The organism is Roseisolibacter sp. H3M3-2, from assembly GCF_029211165.1.
In the GTDB taxonomy this organism is placed as follows: Bacteria; Gemmatimonadota; Gemmatimonadetes; order Gemmatimonadales; family Gemmatimonadaceae; genus Roseisolibacter.
Window position 1 is genome coordinate 1 of sequence record NZ_JARGEK010000074.1, and the last position, 16,531, is coordinate 16,531.

Annotated in this window: 14 protein-coding genes; 9 read left to right on the forward strand and 5 right to left on the reverse strand. The window is 75.3% G+C overall.

Annotated elements, in window-relative coordinates:
- Positions 1–186 precede the first annotated feature (186 nt).
- Positions 187–1,692, reverse strand: a complete 1,506-nt coding sequence (locus PYV61_RS08575) for a PKD domain-containing protein (protein ID WP_275830364.1) — start codon at positions 1,690–1,692, stop codon at positions 187–189.
- Positions 1,693–2,096: 404 nt separating this feature from the next.
- Between PYV61_RS08575 and leuS the strand changes: the two genes are divergently transcribed.
- The 3 genes from leuS (at position 2,097) to PYV61_RS08590 (ending at position 6,991) form a co-directional block, all read left to right on the forward strand.
- Positions 2,097–4,610 (forward strand): leucine--tRNA ligase, encoded by a 2,514-nt coding sequence (gene leuS, locus PYV61_RS08580; RefSeq protein WP_275830366.1) that lies wholly within the window; start codon positions 2,097–2,099, stop codon positions 4,608–4,610.
- Between the two features lie 12 nt (positions 4,611–4,622).
- On the forward strand, positions 4,623–5,720 hold the full coding sequence (locus PYV61_RS08585) for an endonuclease/exonuclease/phosphatase family protein (RefSeq protein ID WP_275830368.1): 1,098 nt from the start codon (positions 4,623–4,625) through the stop codon (positions 5,718–5,720).
- Between the two features lie 113 nt (positions 5,721–5,833).
- Entirely contained in the window at positions 5,834–6,991 is a 1,158-nt protein-coding gene (locus tag PYV61_RS08590) for a PDZ domain-containing protein (protein ID WP_275830370.1), read from the forward strand.
- A 68-nt stretch (positions 6,992–7,059) separates the two neighbouring features.
- On the opposite strand, the gene PYV61_RS08595 is transcribed toward PYV61_RS08590, so the two are convergent.
- Complete coding sequence (locus PYV61_RS08595; protein WP_275830372.1) at positions 7,060–7,563, reverse strand: hypothetical protein; 504 nt, start codon at positions 7,561–7,563, stop codon at positions 7,060–7,062.
- 153 nt (positions 7,564–7,716) lie between these two features.
- Between PYV61_RS08595 and PYV61_RS08600 the strand changes: the two genes are divergently transcribed.
- The 6 genes from PYV61_RS08600 to PYV61_RS08625 all read left to right on the forward strand — a co-directional run bounded on the left by PYV61_RS08600 (position 7,717) and on the right by PYV61_RS08625 (position 13,039).
- Complete coding sequence (locus PYV61_RS08600; protein WP_275830374.1) at positions 7,717–8,292, forward strand: hypothetical protein; 576 nt, start codon at positions 7,717–7,719, stop codon at positions 8,290–8,292.
- Positions 8,293–8,308: 16 nt separating this feature from the next.
- Positions 8,309–9,577 carry a DUF5009 domain-containing protein gene (locus tag PYV61_RS08605; RefSeq protein WP_275830375.1) on the forward strand — a complete coding sequence of 423 codons (1,269 nt, stop codon included), beginning with the start codon at positions 8,309–8,311 and terminating at the stop codon, positions 9,575–9,577.
- Between the two features lie 106 nt (positions 9,578–9,683).
- Positions 9,684–10,136 (forward strand): hypothetical protein, encoded by a 453-nt coding sequence (locus PYV61_RS08610; RefSeq protein ID WP_275830377.1) that lies wholly within the window; start codon positions 9,684–9,686, stop codon positions 10,134–10,136.
- A 272-nt stretch (positions 10,137–10,408) separates the two neighbouring features.
- On the forward strand, positions 10,409–10,861 hold the full coding sequence (locus PYV61_RS08615; RefSeq protein ID WP_275830379.1) for a hypothetical protein: 453 nt from the start codon (positions 10,409–10,411) through the stop codon (positions 10,859–10,861).
- Positions 10,862–10,929: 68 nt separating this feature from the next.
- A complete protein-coding gene (locus tag PYV61_RS08620; RefSeq protein WP_275830381.1) occupies positions 10,930–11,559 on the forward strand; it encodes a hypothetical protein in 630 nt (209 codons plus the stop codon).
- A 58-nt stretch (positions 11,560–11,617) separates the two neighbouring features.
- Complete coding sequence (locus PYV61_RS08625) at positions 11,618–13,039, forward strand: TIGR01777 family oxidoreductase (protein ID WP_275830383.1); 1,422 nt, start codon at positions 11,618–11,620, stop codon at positions 13,037–13,039.
- Between the two features lie 146 nt (positions 13,040–13,185).
- On the opposite strand, the gene PYV61_RS08630 is transcribed toward PYV61_RS08625, so the two are convergent.
- The 3 genes from PYV61_RS08630 to PYV61_RS08640 all read right to left on the reverse strand — a co-directional run.
- The gene (locus PYV61_RS08630) at positions 13,186–14,103 is read right to left on the reverse strand and encodes a GntR family transcriptional regulator (RefSeq protein WP_275830385.1); all 918 of its coding nucleotides are present in this window, start codon (positions 14,101–14,103) and stop codon (positions 13,186–13,188) included.
- Positions 14,100–15,041, reverse strand: a complete 942-nt coding sequence (locus PYV61_RS08635) for a UDP-glucuronic acid decarboxylase family protein (RefSeq protein WP_275830387.1) — start codon at positions 15,039–15,041, stop codon at positions 14,100–14,102. The genes PYV61_RS08630 and PYV61_RS08635 overlap by 4 nt, the downstream gene beginning before the upstream one ends.
- Positions 15,038–16,531, reverse strand: a 1,494-nt coding sequence (locus PYV61_RS08640; RefSeq protein ID WP_275830389.1) for an amidase, incomplete at its 5' end; no start/stop codon positions are given. The genes PYV61_RS08640 and PYV61_RS08635, both read right to left, overlap by 4 nt.

Below are 16,531 nucleotides of genomic sequence, written 5' to 3' on the forward strand. Positions count from 1 at the left end.
CCCCGACGTCGGCGCCCCCGACGTCGGCGTGGTCGACCGCGCGGTCGACGCGCCGGTGTACGGCCGGTTCGGCGACTACGTGCTGGTCGAGGTCGCGGGGCGGCGCGGCTGGCTGGCGCCCGCGGACGGGGCGGCGCGCGCCGACTGAGGCGCGCCGCCGCCGACCGCGCCGGCTGCTGCTTCGGACTACTTCTTCTTGTTGACGTTGAGCGGCGCGGCGTAGTCGCGCGTCGCGCCGTCCTCGTCGCGCACGCGGCCGCGCACCGTGCGCTTCCCCGTCGCGCCGGCCGCCGGGCAGGTGACCGACGTCGCCGCGCCGTAGGCGCCGAACGCCCCCGTGCCGCAGTCGAAGGCGAACTGCAGCGAGGCGCGGTCCACGGGCGAGGGGTCCGTGGCGCCGGTGAGCGCCAGCGTGTAGGCCGCCGTCGCCGACACGGCGCCCGGCGCCACGAACGTCGCCGACGGCGCCGCGTTGGCGACCGCGATCGTCGCCGTCGCGCTCGAGGACCCGCCGCGGCCGTCGGAGACGGTCACCGTCGCCGTGTACGCCCCGTCGTCGCCGAACGCGCGCGACACGGTGACGCCGGTCGCGCTCCCGCCGTCGCCGAAGGCCCACGTGTACGTCAGCGCGTCGCCGTCGGCGTCCGTCGAGCCGGCGGCCGAGAGCGTCACCGGCGCCCCCTCGATCCCCGCGTACGGGCCGCCCGCGGCCGCGACCGGCGCGCGGTTCTCCGGCGGCGGCGTGGTCGCGCCGGTCACGCAGGCCGCGGTCCCCGCGTCGGTGAACGTCCGCCCCGCCACCGGCACGAACGCCCAGCTGTAGCTCCCGTCGTGCAGCGTCAGCCGCAGCACGCCGTTCGTGTTGCTCTCGCGGACCTCGCTGTGCGGGCGCACGATGGACACGCCGCGCAGCTCCTTCCCGCCGGTCCCGACGATGAACTGGCGGATCCCGCGCGGGTCGGCGACGCCGGTCGACGTCTGCGGCGCGAACCGCTCGTAGTGGTGGTCGTGCCCGGCGAGCACGAGGTCCACCTCGGCGGAATCCAGGATCCGCCAGAGCGTCGCCATCTTCGGGTTGTTGCCGTGCCACCCGGAGCTGAACACCGGGTGGTGCCAGTACGCCACCGTGCACGCGCGCGGGTTGGCGGCCAGGTCCTGCCGCAGCCACTGCGCCTGCGCCGACGCGCCGTCGGCGGCGACGTTGCTGTTCAGGGCGACGACGTGCCAGGTGCCGACGTCGTAGCTGTAGTAGCCCTCCCCCGCCGTCCCGGCCGCGGCGCCGAAGTAGCGGTAGTAGCCGCCGCCGCCGGAGTTGTACTCGTGGTTCCCCGGCGCCGGCCGCGTGCGCGCCTTGTGGCGCCCCCACGAGGGCTGGTAGCAGTTGGCGAACTCGGTGTCCGTCCCCGACTCGTAGGCGATGTCGCCGGCCACGAACACCGTCCCCGCGATCCCGTCGAGCAGGAGCGCCGTCTCCTCGTCGCCGTTCGACGCGCAGCTCGCGACGTCGCCGGCCCCCACCAGCACCGGGTCGTCGACCAGCGTGAAGCTGCGCCGCGGCACGGCGGTCACGCTCGCCGCGCCGTCGTCGGCCGCGGTCGGCGGCCGGGGCGCGTCCGCGCACGCCAGCGCGGCCACCACGATCGGGACGGCCGCCGCGAACGGGCGGCCCGGGACTCGGCGGGATGCCGGCATGGGGCTCCTCGAGTGAGTCGGCGCGCCCGGAACCGCTCCGGCCCCGCGCCGTGCCCCGTTATACCGGCGCCGTTCTCCCACGTCCAGCCGCGCGGCGGCCATCGTCGCGCCGGCGCGGGGGGCGAGGGGGTCGGCCGGCTCGGAGAAATCGCAGGCGGAGCCGCTGCGCGTCTCCGCGCCACGATTTCTCAGGTCGCTCGGCCGACCCCCTCGCCCCCCGCGCCCCGTTCGCCTTCGTTCCTCGGGGGTGGTCGGGGGCGGGGGGCCGGCGGGGGTGCGCCGAGCGACCTCGAATCTTCGATTCGCGAGCCGGCGCACCCCCGCCGGCCCCCCGCCCACGCTGCGAACCTGCCCCGCAGACGGACCCGCTAGATTCGCACGTTCACCCCCGTCCGAGCCCAGGTATGTCCGTCCCCACCCAGACGCCCGCGGCGCACGAGCCGAAGGACGTCTACGACCCCACCGCCGTCGAGCGGAAGTGGCAGCAGCGCTGGCAGGACCGCGGCACCCACGCCGTGGACCTCGAGCACGGCGCGCGCCCGTTCTACCAGCTGATGATGTTCCCCTACCCCTCCGCCGAGGGGCTGCACGTGGGGAACCTCTTCGCCTTCACGGGCACGGACATCCAGGGCCGGTTCCACCGGCAGATGGGGCACACCGTCTTCCAGCCCCTCGGCTTCGACGCGTTCGGCATCCACTCGGAGAACTACGCCCTGAAGATGGGCGTGCACCCGATGACGATGACGCCGCGCAACGTCGGCAACTTCCGCCGGCAGCTCGACCGCGCCGCGCTCATGGTCGACTGGCGCTACGCCGTCGACACCAGCCAGCCGGACTACTACAAGTGGACCCAGTGGGTCTTCCTGCAGCTCCTCGAGCGCGGGCTGGCCTACAAGAAGAAGGCGGCCGTCAACTGGTGCCCGACCGACAAGACCGTGCTCGCCAACGAGCAGGTCGAGGGCGGGCTGTGCGAGCGCTGCGGCACGCCGGTCGAGCAGCGCTTCCTCGAGCAGTGGTTCTTCCGCATCAGCGAGTACGCCGAGCGGCTGCTGCAGAACCTCGACTGGCTCGACTGGTCCGACACCACCAAGACCGCGCAGCGCAACTGGATCGGCCGCTCGCAGGGCGCGCAGGTCGACTTCCTGGTGCCGCGCTCGGGCGACCTGCCGCCGGAGGACGACGCCGCCGTCGCCGGCGACCCGATGGTCATGGCCGGCACGCCGATCACCGTGTTCACCACGCGCGTGGACACGATCTTCGGCGCGACCTACCTCGTGCTCGCCCCCGAGCACCCGCTGGTCGACGCGCTGACGCTCCCGGGGCGGCGCGCCGAGGTCGACGCCTACCGCGCCGCCACCGCGCGCCAGGACGTCGTCAGCCGCAAGGTCGACAAGGAGAAGACCGGCGTCTTCACCGGCTCGTACGCGCGCAACCCGGCCACCGGGGAGCTGATCCCCGTCTGGATCGCCGACTACGTGCTCATGGAGTACGGCACCGGCGCGATCATGGCCGTGCCGGCGCACGACGAGCGCGACTTCGAGTTCGCCACCAAGTTCTCGCTCCCGATCGTCCGCGTCGTCGCCTCCGAGGGGGAGGACGCCGACACGCCCGTGGCCGAGGGCGCGCACGTGCACGCGCACGACGCGCGGCTGGTGAACTCGGGCCGGTTCGACGGGCTCACCGTCCCCCAGGGGAAGGACGCGATCGTCGCCTGGCTGGCCGATCAGGCGCAGGGGCGCGCCGTCACCAACTACCGGCTGCACGACTGGTGCATCTCGCGCCAGCGCTACTGGGGGCCGCCGATCCCGGTCGTCTACTGCGACGCCTGCGGCACGGTGCCCGTCCCGGTCGAGCAGCTGCCGGTCACGCTCCCGTTCCTCGAGGACTTCAAGCCCGACGACTCGGGGGTCAGCCCGCTGGCCCGCGACGCGTCGTGGTACCACACCCCGTGCCCGCGCTGCGGCGCCGAGGCGCGGCGCGAGACCGACGTCAGCGACACCTTCCTCGACAGCGCGTGGTACTTCCTGCGCTACCCGAGCGCGCGCCGCGACGACATCCCGTTCGACCCCGCGCTCACGCGGAAGTGGCTGCCGGTCAACAGCTACGTCGGCGGCAACGAGCACGCGGTCCTGCATTTGCTCTACTCGCGGTTCATCACGATGGTCCTGAAGGACATGGGGCACATCGACTTCGAGGAGCCGTTCACGAAGTTCCGCGCCCACGGCCTGATCATCCGCGAGGGCGCGAAGATGTCCAAGTCGAAGGGCAACGTCATCAACCCCGACGAGTACATCGACCGGTGGGGCGCGGACAGCTTCCGCACCTACCTGATGTTCCTCGGGCCGTACGAGGAGGGGGGCGACTTCCGCGACGCCGGCATCAGCGGCGTGCGGCGCTTCCTCGACCGGCTGTACGCCAGCGCGCGCGACATGACGGCCGACGGGGCCCCCGACGCCGCCGTGCTGCGCAAGCTGCACCAGACCATCCGCAAGGTCGGCGACGACCTCCCGCGCCTGTCGTACAACACCGCGATCGCCGCGATGATGGAATACGTCAACGTGCTCCGGAAGGGCGAGCGCACCCCGCACCGCGACGAGGTGATGCCGCTCGTGCAGCTGGTCGCCTCGTTCGCGCCGCACCTCGCCGAGGAGCTGTGGGAGCGCGGCGGCAGCGGGAACGGGAGCGTGCTCGACGCGGGGTGGCCGGCGTTCGACCCGGCGCTGGCCGCCGAGCAGAGCGTGACGCTGGCCGTGCAGGTGAACGGGAAGACGCGCGGCACCGTGCAGCTCGCGCCCGACGCGTCGCAGCAGGACGCGGTCGCCGCGGCCATGGCCGACCCGGCGATCGCCAAGTTCGTGACCGGCGAGCCGCGCAAGATCATCTTCGTGCCGGGCCGCCTGCTCAACCTCGTGGTCTGACGGAGGAGACGCGTGACGCGCGCGTGGCTCGGGTGGGGCGCGGCGGGGCTGGGGGCGGTGGCGGTGGTGGCCACCGCCCTCTCGTTCGTCCGCGCGAAGCAGTGGTGGATCCGCGTGTGGGACTTCCCGCGCGTGCAGCTGTTCGTCGCCGCCGCGCTCGCCCTCGCCGCCTTCAGCTGGGGCGACCGGCACGCCGGCGTCGTGCACGTCGGCGGGCAGGCGCTGCTCGGCGCCGTCCTCCTGATCCAGGGCGCCGCGATCTGGCGCTACACGCGCCTCGCCCCGCGCGAGGTCGAGCGCAGCGACCGCGCCGACCCGGCGCGCCGCATCGCGCTGCTGGAGAGCAACGTCCTCCAGACCAACCGCGACGCCGACCGACTCGCCGCCGTCGCGCGCGGCGCCGACGCCGACGTCATGGTGTTCGTCGAGACCGACGCCTGGTGGCAGGAGCGCCTCGACGCCGCCTTCGCGGCCTCGCACCCGCACGGGCTGCGCTGCGCGCTCCCCAACACGTACGGGATGCTCCTCTACTCCCGCCTCCCGCTCGAGGACGCGCGCATCGACTTCCTGCTGCAGGACGACATCCCGTCGATGCAGGCGCGCGTCGTCCTCCGCTCGGGCGACCGCGTGTGGCTCAACTGCGTCCACCCGCGCCCCCCCGCCCCCGGCGAGAGCGACGAGTCGCTGGCGCGCGACGCCGAGCTGCTGGTCGTCGGGAAGCGCGTGTGCGACGCCCCGCTCCCGGCGATCGTGCTCGGGGACCTCAACGACGTCGCCTGGTCGCACACCACGCGGCTCTTCCAGAAGACGTCGCAGCTGCTCGACCCGCGGAAGGGGCGCGGCTTCTACAGCACCTTCCACGCGCGGTACCCGGGGCTCCGCTGGCCGCTCGACCACGTCTTCTTCTCGAAGCAGTTCCGGCTGGTCTCCATGGAGCGGCTGGACTACGTCGGCTCCGACCACTTCCCGGTCTGCGTGGTCCTCAGTCTCGAGCCCGACGCCGCCGCGCGGCAGGAGGCGCCGGCCGCCGACGCCGCCGACCACCAGGAGGCGCAGGAGACGCTGGCCGAGGCGAGCACCGAGGTGCCGGCCGAGGGCGGGAAGGGCTGAGCGGCGGGGCGCCGCCGGGTGCGCCGCGGGGCGTGCCGGCGGGGGCGGCAACCCTCCCCCGGCGCCCCGGTGTCCGACGTGGCAGACCCCCGTCACACCGGAGCCACTGCCCCATGCGACCCCTCGTGCCCCCCCTCGCCGCGCTGGCGCTGGCCGCCGCCGGCGCGTTCCCGCTCGCCCTCGACGCGCAGGTCCGCGCGCGCGTCCTCGCCCCCTCGCGCGACCGCTCGGTGATCGTCGACCGCGACGGCGGCTCGATCCGCGTCCGCCGCCTCGACGCCGACGACGACCGCGCCGTCCTCGGCGTCTCCCTCGGCGGCGGCGACGACCGCGGCGTGCGCGTCGTCGACGTCCGCGAGGGGAGCCCGGCCGACAAGGCGGGGATCGAGGAGGGCGACCGCATCCTCTCCGTGAACGGCACCTCGCTGGCGATCCCGCGCGAGGACGCCGACGACCCCGAGCTGCAGGACGTCGGCGCGCGCCGCCTCACCCGCGCCCTCGACGCCCTCAAGGCCGGCGACGAGGTCACCCTCGTCCTCGCCCGCGGCGGCGAGCGCCGCACGGTGAAGGTGAAGACGGTCGCCGGCGGCGAGCTGGCGCGCGGCGACTTCGAGGTGCGCACCTTCCCCGGCGGCTACGTGTTCGGCGACTCCGCGGGGCGCGGCCGCGCCATGGATCGGATGCGCGCCTGGCGCGACTCGGCGCGCGCGCAGCAGGAGCGCCGCCCCGCGCTCGGCCTGTCGGTGCAGCCGTCCGGCTCGCGCCGCGACACGCTCGGCCTGTTCGTCGCCAGCGTCACCAGCGGCGGCCCCGCCGAGAAGGCCGGGCTGGTCGAGGGCGACCGCATCGCCGCGATCAACGACGTCGACGTGCGCGTCCCGCGCGAGGACGTGGAGGACCGCCTGTCGGGGAGCGCGCGCGCGTCGCGCTTCACGCGCGAGCTGCGCAAGGCGAAGCCCGGCGACGACCTCACGCTGCGCGTGTGGAGCGAGGGGCGCTACCGCACCGTGACCGTGAAGGCCGGCCGCGCCGCCGACGTGTTCAGGGACCAGGGCGGGATGACGATCATCGGCGGCGACGGCGACGTCATGTTCCGCGCGCTCGCGCCCATGGCGCCGATGCCCGGCATGCCGCCCATGCCGCCGATGGCCCCGATGGCGCCGTCGGCCCCGCGCGTCCGGATGCTCCGCACCCCGCGCGCCCCCACGCCCCCGGACGCGCCGGCGGCGCCCGTCCCCACCCGCACGCTGCGGCGCTGGGCGACCGTCTGACGGCTCACGGAAACACGAAGGGCCGGCGCTCGCCGCGAGCGCCGGCCCTTCGTGCGTCCGGCGGCCGGTCAGGCCTCGGCCTCGTCGCCGGCGAGCGAGTGCGCGAAGCGGCTCGCGAGCCCCGGGTGCCGGCGGAACAGGTACGTCCCGATCGTCCCCGCGGCGATGAGGTTCGCGACGAACACCTGGTACCACGCGAGCTGCCCGAAGAACTCCGAGCGCGCGAGGATCGCCGACAGCCCGTACCACCCGATCTCGAACGCGATGAACAGGATGAAGAAGCCGATGAGCACCGACGGCTCCTCCTCGGCGTTGTTCATCACCGTCGCGCCGATGAGCCCCGCGACCGCGAACGCGGCGTAGTGGAAGAACGTGTAGCCCACGATCGCCGCCGCGGGCGTGGGCGTGCCGGGCATGCCGAAGAGGGAGCTGAGCGACGCGCCGAGCATCGACGGCGTGGCGAGCGGTCGTCCCGCGACGGAGTCGAGTAGCAGGAACCAGATCGCGACCGCCGTGGCGGCCAGCGCTCCGGCGACGACGCCCTCACGCAGAGTCCGGTGCTGCTCGAGCATGTGCGTCCCTCCTTCGGTGCTGTGAAGGTGCGGGCCGGCGCCCGGGTCGCGGCCGTGCGGCGGGGGCGGGGGCTCTCGGAGAATAGGGAGCGGGGGGCGGGAGCCGGCAAGCCCACCCTCGACACTCCCGGGCCCGGGCCCCACCTTTTGGTAATGCGCCGCACATCCCGCACCGCCCGGCCCGTCGCGCCCCCGCCCGTCGCCTCCCTGCTGGCCCTCGCCCTCCTCGCCGCCTGCGGCGCCCCCGAGCGCGGCGACGACAAGGAGAGCCTGATCGCCCGCTCGCGGAAGGCGATCGGCGACACCGCCGAGGCCGCGACGCGCTGCGCCCCCGGCACCGATGCGCCGCTGACGCTCGCGGTGGCCGACTACATCCGGAACGCCGCCCCCAAGCCGCAGCGCTTCCTCGTCGCCGTCGGCACCGACTCGGCGCTCCCCGAGGCCGGGCAGCGCGCGCTCCAGGACAAGGGGCCGATGTACCTCTTCCCCGGCTCCCCCGCCCTGCAGGCGCAGGCCCGCCAGCTCCTGCACGACAAGGGCGACTACACGACCATGCTCGTCGTGCTACGCGAGGCGACGCGGCAGGACAGCGCGGCCGTCATCCGCCTCCAGGGGCACTACGTCGGCGGCGAGGAGGACGGCCGGAGCGCCGCCCCGCGCCGCTACCAGGCGACCTGCTCCGCCGACGGGTGGAAGCTCGCCCGCCGCGCCCCCGAGCAGTCGGCGTGAGCGCGGGGACCCCGACGTGAGCGCCACCCTCGCCCCCCCGGCCCCCGCGCGCGAGGCGACCCCGCCCGCGCCGCGCGCCGCCGCGCCGCCGCCGCGCGCGAAGGAGCGGCTCCTCTCGCTCGACGTCTTCCGCGGGATGACGGTCGCCGGGATGCTGCTCGTGAACAACCCCGGCTCGTGGGCCGCGATCTACCCGCCGCTCGCGCACGCCGAGTGGCACGGGTGGACGCCGACGGACCTGATCTTCCCGTTCTTCCTCTTCATCGTCGGCATCACCACCGAGCTGTCGCTCGGCGCCCGCCGCGCGCAGGGCGCCACGACGGGCACGCTCGTGCGGCAGCTCGTGCGGCGCGGCGCGCTGATCTTCCTCTTCGGGCTCGCGCTCAGCGCCTTCCCCTTCTTCCAGTGGGGGGAGATCCGCGGGCTCCCCGACCCGTCGTTCCTCGACCGCGTCGCGTACCGCTTCGAGCACCTCCGCATCATGGGCGTGCTGCAGCGCATCGGCCTCGCGTACATCGTTGCCGGGCTGCTCACGCTGCGCACGACGGTGAAGCAGCAGGTCGTCGTCCTCGCCGCGCTCCTCTACGGCTACTGGCTGGCGATGACGCTCCTCCCGGTGCCGGGAACCGACACGATCGGCCTCTTCCTGCTCGGGGAGCCGGGGCACACGCTCGACGCGTGGCTCGACCGCACGCTCCTCACCCCCGCGCACCTGTGGGCCGGCGGCGGCGGGCTGCGCGACCCCGAGGGGCTGCTCTCCACCCTCCCCGCCGCGGGCTCGGTGATGCTCGGCACCCTCGCGGGCCGCTGGATCGGCCGCCGCGACCACGGGCTCCCCGAGCGCCTCAACGGCCTGTTCGCCGCCGGCGCGCTGGCGATGATGTTCGGGCTGATGTGGCACTGGGTCTTCCCGATCAACAAGTCGCTCTGGACGAGCTCCTACACGCTGTTCACCGCCGGCACCGCCGCGGTCACGCTGGCGACCGTCATGTGGACGGTCGACGTGCATCGCTACGCCGGGTGGACGCGCCCCTTCGTCTGGTTCGGCGTGAACCCGATGCTCGCCTTCATCGGCTCGGGGATCATGGCGCGCCTGATCTACTCGATCCTCAAGGTGGACGTCGGCGGCAGGCCGGTCGCGCTGCAGAAGGCGGTGCACGACGCGCTCTTCGCGTCCTGGCTCTCCCCGCGCAACGCGTCGCTCGCCTTCGCGCTGAGCTTCGTCGGCTTCTGGGGCGCCCTGCTCTGGGTCGCGTGGCGCCGCAACGTGGTCTTCAAGGTCTGAGCGGCGGCGGCGACCGCGCGGCGCGGCGGAACGTGGCGTGCGTGCAGGGGTGATCGTCGGAGGGGCGAGCGCCCCGCCCCGACCGCCCGCCGCCCGCCGCCCCGTCATGAAGTCGCCGTCCGCCCTCCGCCCGACCGCCCGCCGTACCGCCGTCCCGCTCGCCACGCTCCTGCTCGGTCTGCTCGCCGGCCCGCTCGCGCTCACCGCGCCGGCGCCCGTCGCGACCACGCTCGAGGTCGCCGAAGCCGCGCAGACGCCCGCCCGCAAGCGCCAGCCGGCCGCCAAGCGGCGCGCCACGACGACGCGCCACCGGACGGCCTGGGCCGTGGGCGCGAGGACGCCCGCCGCGCAGCAGCCGTGGCCGAGGCAGTCGCAGGCGTGCCCGCCCGACTGGTCGGCGTCGGCCGGGGCCGCCTGCTCGGCGGCCGGGGCGTGCGCGGCGTGCGCCGCGTGGCCGCCGTGCGCGTCGCCGGCCGAGGCCGTCGCGACCGCCATCCCCGTCCCGTCGTGCATCGGGCACGGATGCCACGCCACCGGCTCCCCCCACGCGAGGAGGTAGAGCAGGCCGAGGCAGAGCGCGGCCAGACGGTGGAGGGGTGCGGGACGCATCGTCGAAGACAAGGAAACGGAGCCGGCGGGGCGTCGCCAGTCGGCCGAAGCCGCCGACGTCGTCGGGGATCCCCGGACGGCCTCCCCCCGCTCCGATGCGGCAAAGTCGTGCGCCACCCGACGCCGGTCGAGGGTCGTTCGACCCGCCGCGACCCCGGGCGTGCGCGGGGTGGGGCATGGCGGTTGCCACTCGGGGGGCCCCCATCACCACAGGAGCATGGCATGGGCAAGCCGAAGCACAGCGACGACCCGCGCGGCGAGCAGAAGGGCGCGCAGCGCCACGCCGAGGGGCAGCAGGGCGAGAAGACGCGCGAGGCCTTCCTCGCCGGGATCAGCGACCACTCGCGGCGCGGCGGGGGCGGCGACCAGGACCCGCAGGCGCGCGGCGACAACAAGGAGGAGCACGAGCGCCGCATCGACAACCCGGCGGCCAACCGCGACGGCGGGCACCGCCTGTTCGAGAACCGCACGCAGCACGACGAGGCGGAGAAGAACAGCGAGAAGAACCGCCGCGACATCGACATGCGGACGCACGGCCACGACCCGCAGGAGTTCCAGGGGCGGGGCGGCTTCACCGCCCACCCGCAGGGCGGCGACCAGCACCACAGCGCGAGCGTGCGCAGCGTGGGGCAGGGCGGCGGCAACCGGTCGAAGGAGGACCGGGGGGGGCACTAGCAGGACGCTGCGGGCTGCGGGCTGCGGATCCGAACCCGCAGCCCGCAGCCCACCGCTAGCTTCCCCCCATGCACTACGAGGAGGCCGTCTCCCACCTCCGCGCCGCCGACCCGGTGATGCGCGCCGTCGTCGACGCCGTGGGGCCGTGCGCGTTCGCGCCGCGCGCCGAGGGGACGCACTTCGGGGCGGTGTGCCGCTCGATCGTGTACCAGCAGCTGTCGGGGAAGGCGGCCGGCACCATCCACCGCCGCTTCCACGCCCTCTACGGCGACCGCGCCCCCGAGCCGCGCGAGCTGCTCGACACCTCCGACGCGCGGCTGCGCGAGGCCGGGCTGTCGCGCCAGAAGATCGGCTACCTGCGCGACCTCGCGGCCCGCGTCGCCGCGCGCGACGTGCCGCTCGACGACGTGGACGCGCTCGACGACGACGCGGCGATCGCCGCGCTCACGCGCGTGAAGGGCGTCGGCCGCTGGACCGCGCAGATCTTCCTCATGTTCCGCCTCGGCCGCCCCGACCTGCTGCCGGAGCTCGACCTCGGCATCCAGCGCGGCGTGCAGCTCGCGTACGGGCTGCCGGCGCTCGCGACGCCGAGGGAGGTGGCGGCGCTCGGCGCGCCGTGGGCGCCGTGGCGCACCGTCGCGTCGTGGTACCTGTGGCGCCTCGTCGACGGCGAGAACGGCGGCCAGCTCGGCGACTGAGCGCCGGCGCGCGCCCGCGGCGCGGGAAACCGTCGGCGCCCCGCCGCGTTGGGATGGCGTGCGCTTCGCCCGCTCCGTCCGCGTCCCCGTCCCCGCCGCCGCGCTGTTCGCGTGGCACGAGCGCCCCGGCGCCTTCCAGCGCCTCGCGCCGCCGTGGCAGCGCGTGCGCGTGCGCCGCACCGACGGCCGCGTCACCGACGGCGCGCGCGTCGAGCTGGAGGCGCACGTCGCGCCGCACCCCGCGCTCGACCCGCTGGTCGAGCTGGTCGTGCCGCCGCGCTGGGTGGTCGAGCACCGCGACCACGTCCCCGGCCGGCAGTTCCGCGACGTGCAGCTCGAGGGGCCGTTCGCGCGCTGGTCGCACCTGCACCGCGTCGAGCCCGACGGCGACGCCGCCAGCGTCCTCACCGACGAGGTCGACCTCGCGCTCCCCCTCGGCCCGCTCGGCGCGCTGGGGGCGCCCGTCGCGCGCGCGGAGCTGGCGCGCCTCTTCCGCTACCGTCACGCCGTGACCGCCGCCGACCTCGAACGCCACGCCGCCGCCGCGCTGCCGCCGCTCACCGTCGCCGTCACCGGCGCGTCGGGGCTCGTCGGCTCGGCGCTCGTGCCGTTCCTCACCGCCGGCGGCCACACGGTCGTGCGGATCGGCCGCGGCGCCCCGCGCGACGCGGGGACGCCGCAGCTGCGCGACGTGCGGTGGGACCCCGACGCCGGCACGCTCGACCCGCGCGCGCTCGAGGGGGTCGACGCCGTCGTGCACCTCGCCGGCGCCAGCGTGTCGGAGCGCTGGACCGACGCGCACCGCCGCGCGATCGAGGAGAGCCGCGTGCGCGGCACGACGCTGCTCGCCGGGACGCTCGCGCGCCTGGAGCGCCCGCCGCGGGTGCTGGTGTCGGCGAGCGCGGTCGGCCTCTACGGCGACCGCGGCGACGAGGTGCTCGACGAGCACAGCGCGCCGGGAACCGGATTCCTCGCCGACGTCGCGCGCCGGTGGGAGGCGTCGACGGACGCCGCCGCGCGCGCCGGGATCCGCGTCGTGCACGCGCGGCTCGGCGTCGTGCTCACCCCCGCCGGCGGCGCGCTGCCGAAGCTGATGCTCCCCTTCCGGCTCGGCGCCGGCGGCCGCCTCGGCGACGGGCGCCAGTGGATGAGCCTCGTGGCGCTCGACGACGTGGTCGGCGCGCTGCACTTCGCGATCGCGCACGACGCGCTGCGCGGCCCCGTGAACGTCGTGTCGCCCGAGCCCATGACCAACGCCGACTTCACGCGCGTCCTCGGCCGCGTGCTCCACCGCCCGTCGTTCGCCGCCGCCCCCGCCTTCGCCCTCCGCCTCGCCCTCGGCGCCGAGTTCGCCGACGCGATGCTCCTCGCCAGCCAGCGCGCGGTCCCGCGGGCGCTGCTCGCCGCCGGGTTCCGGTTCCGCCACCCGACGGTGGAGGGGGCGGTGCGACACGAGCTCGGGAAGGGCGAATACGAGTAGGGCGAACTCGGATGAGGCGAACTCGATGAGGCGAACTCGGGAGGGGCGAACTCGTGGCTTCCGTGGTCGCCGCTCCCGAGGTCGCCGTTCCCGTGTTCGCAGTTCCCGTGTTCGCCGTTCCCGAGTTCGCTCCTCCCGCGTTCGCCCTACCCGGCCGCCAAATTCCTCTCCACCAGCACCCGCGCGATCGCCAGCGTCGACTCCAGGCTCAGCGTCCGCGCCGGCGGCAGCACGCGCCCCGGGAGCCCGGTCCGCCCCAGCCGCTCGCGCGCGGCCTCGGTGACGTAGGTCGGCGCCTCGGGCGGCACCTCCGACAGGCTGTCGCGCCCCGCGACCAGCAGCCGCACGTTCGTCGCCCCGTCGGCGTCGGCGAGCAGCGCGTGCACCAGCGCGCCGAACCGCGGGTCGGCGATCACCACGTACGCGGCGCGCGCCAGCAGCAGCCGCCACTCGGGGCTCAGCAGGTCGGGGCGCACGTCGATCACCACGTGCCGCTTCCCGAGCCGGTCGGCCAGCTTGCGCGCCATCGGCGCCGTCAGCTCGGTCGCCACCAGCAGGTTCGCGCGCTCCACCGCGCGCGGGAGCCGCTCCCCCGGGCGCAGCGTCTCGGCGAGCACCCCCTGCGCGGCGATCCCGAAGTCGTCGTGCAGCTCGCGCGCGAGCCCCATCGCCTGGTCGAGCGTGCCCGCGATCGCCGCCGCCGTCGCCGGCTTGGCGGTCGTCGCGCGCGTCACCCACGCGCCGAGGGTGGGCACCGCGACGCCGCGCGCGATCCCCTGCGCCAGCACCTCCGCCAGCCAGGCGGCGGGGGGCGTGCCCGGGAGCGCCGCGTCGCCGGGGAGCGCGGCCACGTACACCCCCGCGCGCGCGCGGATCTCGACCAGCCCCTCGTCGGCCAGCGCACGGTACGCCGCCGCCACCACGCGCGCGTCGGCGTCGAGGTCCGCCGCCAGCTCGCGCGTCGTCGGCAGGCGGTCGCCGGGGCGCAGCGCGCCGCGCTGCAGACCGACCGCCACCCGCTGCCGCAGCGCGTCGGCGATGCGGTCCCGCAGGTGCGTGCTCACTCGGCGGACGCCAGGCGCGCCGCGAAGTAGTCGATCGTGCGGCGCAGCCCCTCGTCCAGCGGGACGCGCGGCTCCCACCCCAGCGTCTCGCGCGCGCGCGTGATGTCGGGGCGCCGCACCCGGGGGTCGTCCACCGGCAGGTCGCGGTACACCACCTCCGAGCGCGTCCCCGTGAGCGCCGCCACCCGCTCGGCGAGCTGGCGCACCGTGTACTCCGCCGGGTTGCCGACGTTGGTCGGCTCCGGCGTCCCGTGCAGGAAGAGGCGGTACAGCCCCTCGACCTCGTCGTCGACGTAGCAGAACGAGCGCGTCTGCGAGCCGTCGCCGTAGATCGTGATCGGCTCCCCGCGCAGCGCCTGCACGACGAAGTTCGAGACCACGCGCCCGTCGTCGGGGCGCATGCGCGGCCCGTAGGTGTTGAAGATCCGGACGATGCGCGTGTCCACCCCGTGCGCGCGGTGGTACGCCATCGTCAGCGCCTCGGCGAAGCGCTTGGCCTCGTCGTAGCAGCTGCGCGGGCCGACCGGGTTGACGTGCCCCCAGTACGACTCCGGCTGCGGGTGCACCTGCGGGTCGCCGTAGACCTCGGAGGTCGACGCGATGAAGAAGCGCGCCCCCTTGGCCAGCGCGAGCGCGAGCGCGTGGTCGGTGCCGTGCGCGCCGACGCGCAGCGTCTCGATCGGGTGCTCCAGGTAGTCGACCGGGCTGGCCGGCGACGCGAGGTGCAGCACGCCGTCGAGCGGGCCGTCGACGGCGAACGGCGTGCTCACGTCGTGCCGCACGAACGAGAACCCCTCGTGCCGCGCGAGGTGCGCGAGGTTCTCCGGCCGACCGGTGATGAAGTTGTCCATCCCCACCACCGCGTGCCCGTCGGCGAGGAAGCGGTCGGTCAGGTGGGAGCCGAGGAAGCCGGCCGCGCCGGTGACGAGGACCCTCACGCGAACTTCGCCGGGCGCTTCAGGTGGAACCCGGTCGCCTGCTGGTACGCGTGCGCCACGCGCAGCAGCTCGGCCTCGCCGAACAGCTTCCCGAGGAAGGTCAGCGACACCGGCGTCCCCTGCGCCGTGAAGCCGTGCGGCAGGATCAGCGCGGGGTGCCCGGTGAGGTTCGTCGCCTGCAGCTGGTTGAGCCCCGGCGCGCTGGTCGGCGTCACGATCACGTCCACCGCGTCGAAGACCCGCGCCCACTGCCGCATCAGCGTCGTGCGCACGCGGTTGGCGTTGATGTAGTCCACCGCGGGGATGAAGCGCGCCGTGCGGAACGTGGTCGCCCAGTCGTTCGGCCCCTGCTGCACCAGCTCGCGGTCGCGGTTGGAGCGCGTGAGCTCGTCGAACGCCGCCGCCGCCTCGGCGGTCAGGATCAGCCGCATCGCGTCGAACGGCGCGTCCGGCAGCTCGACGGGGATCAGCGAGATCCCGAGCGTGTCGCGCAGCACCGCCAGCGCCGCGTCGTCGAACGCCTTGGCGGGGCGCCCGGGGCGCTGCGGGTTCTGCGGGTCGGCGGCCGGCGCGTCGAACGCCGCCTGCACGTAGCCGACGCGGATGCGCCGCAGGGGCATCGCGGCGTCCCACCGGAACGGCGCGTCGAGGCACGTCAGGTCGGCGCCGTCCGGCCCCTGGATCGCGTCGAGCACCAGCGCGCAGTCCTCGACCGAGCGGCACATCGGCCCGAGCTTGTCCATCGTCCACGACAGCGCCATCGCGCCGGTGCGCGGCACGCGCCCGAACGTCGGGCGCAGCCCGGTCACGCCGTTGCGCGTCGACGGCGACGAGATCGAGCCGAGCGTCTCGCTCCCGATCGCGAAGCCCACCAGCCCCGCCGCCGTCGCGCTGCCGGGGCCCGCGCTCGACCCGCTCGCCCCCTGCTCGGTGTTCCACGGGTTGCGCGTGCGCTGCCCCTGCCGCGTCGTCTCGTTCGCGCCGGCGTCGGTCGGCCCGTTGCCGAACCAGACGTCGCCCTGCGCCAGCTCGCCGAGCGTGAGCTTCGCGACCAGGATCGCCCCCGCCGCGTCGAGGCGCCGCACCACCTCGGCGTCGGCGTCGATCACCTGCTCCCTGTAGGGGCCCGCGCCCCACGTCGTCTTGTAGCCCTTCGCCGCCAGCAGGTCCTTCGCGCCCCACGGGATCCCGTGCAGCGGGCCGCGCCACCGCCCGCGCGCGATCTCGTCGTCGAGCTGCCGCGCCTGCGCGCGCGCGCGGTCCTCGGTGACGGTGATGACCGCCTTCAGCACCGGGTCGTGCGTCCGGATGCGCGACAGGTACAGCTCCGTGAGCTGCGTCGGCGTCACCTTCCGCGTGCGCACCAGCTCCGCGAGCACGGCCACCGGCTGGAACGCCACCTCGGCGCCGCGCAGCACCGCGGCCTCGTCGCGCGGCGCGCGCGTCATCCGCGCCCCCGAGGCGGCGGCCGGCCGCGCCGACGAGGCGGC